The following is a 6472-nucleotide window of genomic DNA, read 5'->3' as shown; positions in this document are numbered from 1 at the left end:
CGAGCCCAGAAACCGAAGTGCCTACAACGTCCTGAGACATCAAGTGTCAACAACGTCCTGAGACAGGAAGTGTCCACGAGGTCCTGAGACATCACACGGCCTGGGGCGGGCGTATCTGTACCCGAGAGGGATTGGGGTGGGGAGTATCTGTACCCGAGAGGGATTGGGGTGGGGAGTATCTGTACCCGAGAGGGATTGGGGTGGGGAGTATCTGTACCCGAGAGGGATTGGGGTGGGGAGTATCTGTACCCGAGAGGGATTGGGGTGGGAGCGGGTGGGCTGCCCGACGGTCCTAGAGTGGAAGCCATGTGTGCCTCGCTTCCCCCTGCCGCGTACCGCTGGACCGACGAAGAGGGTGCGGTCGACGACGGCGCGCTCGCCGGCGAGGGCGAGACGCGCGCGGCGCACGACGAGGCGGGCCGGAAGCGCCGCCTCGAGTACCCGCCAGCGCCAGAGCCGCTGCCCGTGCCGGTGGTGGACAACCACACGCACCTCAACTTCCGCGACGGGCTCGTCGCGGTCGGCGTGCGCGCGGCCCTCGACGCCGCCGAGGCGGTGGGGGTGCATCGCGCGGTCCAGGTGGGATGTGACCTTCCGTCCTCGCGGTTCACGGTCGAGGCCCTCGACATCGACTCCCGGCTCCTCGGTGCAGTGGCCCTCCACCCGAACGACGCGCCGCGGTACGCCGCGCGCGGAGAGTTCGAATCGGCCCTTGCCGAGATCGAGCAGCTCGCGTCCCACCCGCGCGTCCGGGGCATCGGCGAGACCGGGCTCGACTACTTCCGCACCCATGGCGAGGCCCTCGAGATCCAGCGCGACTCGTTCCGCCGCCATATCGACATCGCCAAGCGCCTTGGCCTGACCCTCCAGATCCACGACCGGGACGCGCACGACGACGTGGTGCGGATCCTCGGCGAGGAGGGCGCGCCGGAGCGGGTCGTCTTCCACTGCTTCTCGGGCGACGAGGACCTCGCACGGACGTGCAACGAGAACGGATGGTTCCTCTCCTTCGCTGGTACGGTCACGTTCAAGAACGCGGAGAACCTGCGCCGCGCGCTCACGATCGCCGACCCCGCACGTGTCCTCGTCGAGACGGACTCCCCGTTCCTCACACCGCATCCGTACCGCGGGCGCCCCAACGCGAGCTACATGGTCCCGTACACCGTGCGGGGCATGGCCGAAGTGCTCGGGGCCGACCTCGCCGAGCTGTGCTCGCGGATCGGCGAGAATACGGTCGCGGCGTACGGAAGCTGGGACTGACCGGCGCACCATGAGATGCAGCTCTCGCGCGTAAAGCCAGGCTCGGCGCGTGCTTTGCCGGCCTGCGGGGGCGGGCCAGCGTAACCGAAAAGTGACTTCTGGTTGTCTTTTGATAACGCTTCGATTACGCTCAGTTCCCAACAGCCGGGGTCGGGGAAGGCCTCCGGACGTATGCGCCCGCGTGCCACGCGCGCAGGGCCAAGGACAGACCGCTTTGCCTGCGCGTGTCGCGCGCCGGGGGAGAGCTCTGTTCCTGCGTCCGGATCCGCCCGTGCCCGGTCCTGCGAGGTGAGGGCACATGTGAGCAGATACTCCGCTGAGAGCGCCGCGGCAAGGCCGTTCAGGATTGCCGGCCAGGTCGCCGTTGTGGGTGCGCTGGTGCTGGGCACGACCGCGTTCGTGGCGAGCACGAAGACCGTCACCCTGAGCATCGACGGCAAGGCCAGTACCGTCCAGACCTTCGCGGGGACCGTTGACCAGGTGGTCCGGGGCGCCGATGTGGCGATCAAGCCCGCAGACCTCGTCCAGCCGGCACTCGGCGAGGCGGTCGGGAACGGCTCCGTCATCACGGTGAACCGCTCGAAGGAGGTCACCGTCAAGCTCGACGGCGCGCAGCGCACGGTCCAGACGACCGTCCCCACGGTCGATGCCTTGGTCCGCCAGCTCGGCGTCGCCTCCAACAGCGTTGTGTCGCTCGCAGGCTCGACCACCCTCGAACCCGAGGGCAGCGTCGTGGACATCACCACACCGAAGGACGTCACCGTCCTCGTGGACGGCCAGTCCGTGACACGGACGACGGCGGCCGAGACCGTGGGAGACCTCCTCGGCGAGCTGGGGCTCACCTTGGGCGCCAACGACCACGTGTCCCTCGCCGCCAACGCGCCGGTCGTCACCGGCCTCGTGCTCAAGGTCACGCGCGTCGACACGGGCAAGGCGGACACCGTCACGGAGCCGATCCCGTTCAGCACGGATAAGACGGACGCCCCCGACCTCCCCGTCGGCCAGACCAAGGTCGTCCAGCCGGGAGTCGCCGGCTCCCTCGTCAAGACCTACCAGGTGGTCACCGTCGACGGGCGCGAGGCAGGCCGCACGCTCGTCTCGCAGAACGTCACCGTCCAGCCCGTGGCCCAGAAGATCCTCGTCGGCACGAAGCAGCCTGCGCCGTCGTCGACCACCGGAGGCAACACCGGTGCCGCCGCGCCCGCGGTCATGAACGAGGCGATGTGGGACAAGATCGCCCAGTGCGAGTCCAGCGGCAACTGGGCCGCCAACACGGGCAACGGCTACTACGGCGGCCTCCAGTTCGACGTCTCCTCGTGGATGGCGAACGGCGGTGGCCAGTACGCGCCGAACGCCTCGCTCGCCTCGAAGGCGCAGCAGATCGCCGTGGCGAACACCTATTACGCGAAGGCCGGCCTCCGTCCGTGGGGCTGCGCATGGGCCGCGTCGAGCTGACGCGTTCCTCACCCCTCTCCTCTCCGCTTGCGCCGTCACGTCTGCAGGGTTCCAGCCCTGCGGAGGTGGCGGCGCAACTGCGCTGTGCCCCCACGCTGGGCCCGCACGCTGGGCCCGCCCGACTGTGCACCGCCCACTGTGCCCCGCCCACCGGCCGAGCGCCTGCGCGGGCCCGTCGAGAGCGCGGACCCACCGATAGGATGCACAGGTGACTGAACCCGCCCAACTGCTGGGGGCTGCCGACATCCGTGCCCTCGCCGAGGCTCTCGGCGTCCGCCCGACCAAGACGCTCGGCCAGAACTTCGTGATCGACGGCAACACGATCCGCCGCATCGTCGCGGCCGCGAAGCTCGATCCCGGCGAGACGGTGCTCGAGGTCGGCCCGGGCCTCGGTTCCCTCACGCTCGGCCTCCTGGACGCGGCAGCGCGCGTCGTCGCGATCGAGATCGACCCGCTCCTGGCGGGAAAGCTCCCGGAGACGGTCGCGCGCTGGCGACCGGACGCCGTCGGCCGTTTTGAGCTCGTGCTCGCTGATGCCCTGAAGATCAAGGAACTCCCGTCGGGGCCCTTTTCTGCGCCGACCGCGGTCGTGGCGAACCTCCCGTACAACGTCGCCGTCCCGGTCGTGCTGCACCTGCTCGAGCACTTCCCGAGCCTGCGCCACGGCCTCGTGATGGTCCAGGACGAGGTCGCGGACCGGCTCGCCGCCGAGCCGGGTTCGAAGATCTACGGCGTGCCGAGCGTCAAGGCCGCCTGGTACGGCACGATGCGCAAGGCCGGCGTGATCGGCACCAACGTCTTCTGGCCCGCGCCGCGCATCCATTCGGGCTTGGTCGCCTTCGAGCGGCACGAACCGCCGCGGACGACGGCGACGCGCACCGAGGTCTTCGCCGTCATCGACGCGGCGTTCGCCCAGCGCCGCAAGACGCTGCGCGCGGCGCTCTCGGGCTGGGCCGGCGGCGGGCCTGCAGCAGAAGCTGCGCTCCTCGCGGCCGGCGTCGCCCCGAGCGTGCGGGGCGAGACGCTCGCGATCGCGGATTTCGTGCGGATCGCCGAGCACCGCCCCGAGGACCGCGCCGAGGACCGCCCCGCCACGGCCGCGCGCCGCGGTGAGCCGGACTCCGGCGGGGAAGACGCCCTGGGATAGCGTGGGAGGCATGCGATCAGGGAGCGCCATGGGCCGCAAGTCAGTCCGCGCCAAGGCCCCCGGCAAGATCAACGTCTCGCTGCGGGTGGGGCCGCCCCGCCCGGACGGGTACCACGGCGTCTCGAGCGTGTACCTCGCGGTCTCACTCTTCGAGGAGGTCCGAGCCACCGTCACGGACGAGCCCGGGATCACGGTCAGCCTGAGCCGTGAGAGCACCCTCGACCTCGACTCGCTCGACATCCCGCTCGACGAGCGCAATCTCGCCGTGCGCGCCGCCGCGCTCATGGCCGAGGTGTCCGAGCACCCCACGGGCGTGCACCTCGAGATCACGAAGCGCGTGCCCGTGGCCGGTGGGATGGGCGGTGGCTCGGCCGACGCCGCCGCGACCCTCGTAGCCTGCGACGCGCTGTGGGGCGCAGGGCTCTCCCGCGAGGAGCTCGCGCACCTCGGAGCCGAGCTCGGGGCGGACGTGCCGTTCGCGCTCCTGGGCGGCGCGGCGATCGGGCTCGGCGTGGGGGACCAGCTCTCGCCGGCGCTCGCGACGGAGCGGCTCGACTGGGTCCTCGTGCCCGCCGGCTTCGGGCTCAGCACCCCGGCGGTGTTCCGCGAGCTCGACAGGCTCCGGGCCGCGGAGGGCCTCGAGGCCGAGGAGCCGAGCGACGTCGAGCCCGGGATCCTCGCCGCGGTGCGCGCCGGGGACGCCTACGCCCTGAGCCACCTGCTCCTCAACGACCTCCAACGCGCCGCCGTCTCCCTCGCCCCGGAGCTCCGCAACACGCTCGGCTGGGGCGATTCCCACGGCGCGCTCGCCTCGCTCGTCTCGGGTTCCGGGCCCACGGTCGCCATGCTCACCGAGGACCCGCATGCCGCCACCGAGCTCGCGGACTCCCTGGGCCGTCGGGGCGTCGAGGCGCTCGCGGTGCACGGACCGGTTCCCGGGGCCCGGATCGTGAGCGATACCCTGCTGTAGTCAGATTCAGCGCTCCCCACCTTCGAAAGCGATCCTTGGCACACCTCCTCGGCGGCGAGAACCTCAGCATCTCCTTCGGCACCCGCACTGTCCTCGACGGCGTCACGGTCGGCCTCAACGACGGCGACCGCATAGGGATCGTCGGCCGCAACGGCGACGGGAAGTCCACGCTCATGCGGCTCCTCGCCCAGCGCGCCACGCCGGACGGCGGGCGGGTGACGTGGCGCCGCGGCGTCGACGCGGGCTACCTCGACCAGGCGGACGTGCTCGACGGCGACCTCGACGTGGGGCGCGCGATCGTCGGCGACCGCGCCGACCACGAGTGGGCGGCGAATCCTCGCATCCGCGAGATCATGGCGGGCCTCGTGGCCGACGTCGACTGGCACGCCCAGGTGCGCTCGCTGTCCGGCGGCCAGAAGCGGCGCGTCGCGCTCGCGAAGCTCCTCATCGAGCCGCACGACGTCATCATGCTCGACGAGCCGACCAACCACCTCGACGTCGAGGGCGTCGCGTGGCTCGCCCGCCACCTCAAGAGCCGCTGGCGCGCGAACGAGGGCGCTTTCGTGGTCGTAACGCACGACCGCTGGTTCCTCGACGAGGTCTGCACGGGCACGTGGGAGGTCCACGACGGCATCGTCGAGCCGTTCGAGGGCGGCTACGCAGCGTATGTCCTGGCCCGCGCCGAGCGCGACCGCATGGCCGCCGTCGTCGAGGGCAAGCGGCAGAACCTCATGAAGAAGGAGCTCGCGTGGCTCCGGCGCGGCGCGCCCGCGCGGACCACGAAGCCCAAGTTCCGCATCGAGGCGGCCAACGCGCTCATCGCGGACGTGCCCGAGCCGCGCGACGCCGTCGCGCTGTCGAAGATGGCCACGGCTCGGCTCGGCAAGGACGTGATCGACCTCGAGGGCGTGACGCTCGCGTACGGGGAAGCTGCTGCGGGCAGGCCCCTCCTGGACAACGTCACGCTGCGCCTCGCGCCGGGCGAGCGCGTGGGCCTCGTCGGCGTGAACGGCGCCGGGAAGTCGACGCTCCTGCGGCTCCTGACGGGCGAGCTCGAGCCGACGTCGGGGCGCGTCAAGCGCGGCAAGACCGTGGTGCCGGCGCTCCTGAGCCAGGACGTGACCGAGCTCGACGACGTCGCGGACCTCCGCGTGATCGAGGTCATCCAGCGCGAGAAGCAGACGTTCACGGTTGGCGCGAAGGAGCTCACGGCGGGCCAGCTCGTCGAGCAGCTCGGCTTCACCAACCAGAAGCAGTGGACCCGCGTCTCCGAGCTCTCGGGCGGCGAGCGGCGGCGGCTCCAGCTCCTCCGCCTGCTCGTGGGCGAGCCCAACGTGCTCATGCTCGACGAGCCCACGAACGATCTCGACACCGACACGCTCGCCGCAGTCGAGGACGTGCTCGACGGCTGGCCCGGCACGCTCGTCGTGGTGAGCCACGACCGCTACCTCCTCGAGCGGGTCACGGACCACCAGCTCGCGCTGCTCGGCGACGGCGCCGTCCGCGCGCTGCCCGGGGGAGTCGAGCAGTACCTCGAGCTCCGCGAGGCGGCGCTCGCGGGCGGCGCGGCGGCGGGCGGGGCGCAGGCCGCGGCCGACGACGGCGGGGCACGGTCCGCGGCGTCGGGCACCGGGGCGGGC

Annotated in this window: 5 protein-coding genes; all 5 read left to right on the top strand. The window is 71.5% G+C overall.

Going from position 1 to position 6472, the window contains the following annotated elements:
- Window positions 1-306: 306 nt before the first annotated feature.
- The gene (locus E6A26_RS17460) at window positions 307-1260 is read left to right on the top strand and encodes a TatD family hydrolase (RefSeq protein WP_136612481.1); all 954 of its coding nucleotides are present in this window, start codon (window positions 307-309) and stop codon (window positions 1258-1260) included.
- A gap of 300 nt (window positions 1261-1560) precedes the next feature.
- On the top strand, window positions 1561-2715 hold the full coding sequence (locus E6A26_RS17455; RefSeq protein ID WP_234865665.1) for a resuscitation-promoting factor: 1155 nt from the start codon (window positions 1561-1563) through the stop codon (window positions 2713-2715).
- A gap of 208 nt (window positions 2716-2923) precedes the next feature.
- Window positions 2924-3862 (top strand): 16S rRNA (adenine(1518)-N(6)/adenine(1519)-N(6))-dimethyltransferase RsmA, encoded by a 939-nt coding sequence (gene rsmA / locus E6A26_RS17450; protein WP_234865663.1) that lies wholly within the window; start codon window positions 2924-2926, stop codon window positions 3860-3862.
- A gap of 10 nt (window positions 3863-3872) precedes the next feature.
- Window positions 3873-4832, top strand: a complete 960-nt coding sequence (locus E6A26_RS17445; protein WP_136612479.1) for a 4-(cytidine 5'-diphospho)-2-C-methyl-D-erythritol kinase — start codon at window positions 3873-3875, stop codon at window positions 4830-4832.
- A 35-nt stretch (window positions 4833-4867) separates the two neighbouring features.
- Window positions 4868-6472 (top strand): ABC-F family ATP-binding cassette domain-containing protein (locus E6A26_RS17440; RefSeq protein ID WP_136612478.1); only part of this gene is annotated, 1605 nt, incomplete at its 3' end.

The sequence above is a fragment of the Sinomonas albida genome, assembly GCF_004919045.1.
In the GTDB taxonomy this organism is placed as follows: domain Bacteria; phylum Actinomycetota; class Actinomycetes; order Actinomycetales; family Micrococcaceae; genus Sinomonas; species Sinomonas albida.
This window is presented reverse-complemented; position numbering and strand designations above follow the sequence as displayed.